The organism is Mycobacterium sp. 852002-51961_SCH5331710 (genome assembly GCF_001665535.1).
Taxonomy (GTDB): domain Bacteria; phylum Actinomycetota; class Actinomycetes; order Mycobacteriales; family Mycobacteriaceae; genus Mycobacterium.
Genome location: NZ_LZSQ01000104.1, coordinates 1 through 571, shown reverse-complemented (window position 1 = coordinate 571; position 571 = coordinate 1). Strand labels below are relative to the sequence as shown.

The 571-nt window shown below is 62.0% G+C and carries 1 protein-coding gene; it reads right to left on the bottom strand.

The features are described 5' to 3' along the window. The coding region (locus A5752_RS17700; RefSeq protein WP_156613966.1) for a condensation domain-containing protein at positions 1-571 on the bottom strand (571 nt) is incomplete at both ends.

The window sequence follows — 571 nt, the reverse complement described above, 5'->3', positions numbered from 1 at the left end:
GTTGTACCCCACTCATCCAGACGGGCATGCTCACCAACGTCAAGCACATCCACCTGAGAGAGTCGCCGTCCCGGATCGGCGGCCATCGCCACCAACACCCTGTGCAACCGCTCGATCAGCACCTCGATGCTGGCCGCATCAAACACATCGGTGCGGAATTCCACCGCCCCGCCGATCCCGGCGGGCTCACCGGCCTCGCTCCACCGTTCAGCCAGCGAGAAACTCACATCCAGGCGCGCAGTGTGGGTGTCCACCGGCACCTGGGTGACCTCCACATCACCCAACGCCAACCCCGCCCCAGGATCACTGGCGAAGTTCTGCCAAGCCAACGCCACCTGAACCAACGGGTGATGACTCAAGCTCCTGGTCGGATTGAGCCGCTCCACCAACACCTCAAAGGGCACATCCTGATGCTCATAGGCAGCCAAACTGCGCGCCCGCACCTGCGCCAACAACTCAGCAACACTGGGATTTTCACCAACATCAACACGCAGCACCAACGTGTTGACGAAAAAGCCCACCAACTCATCCAAAGCCGGATCACGCCGCCCCGCGACCGGGAAACCAACCG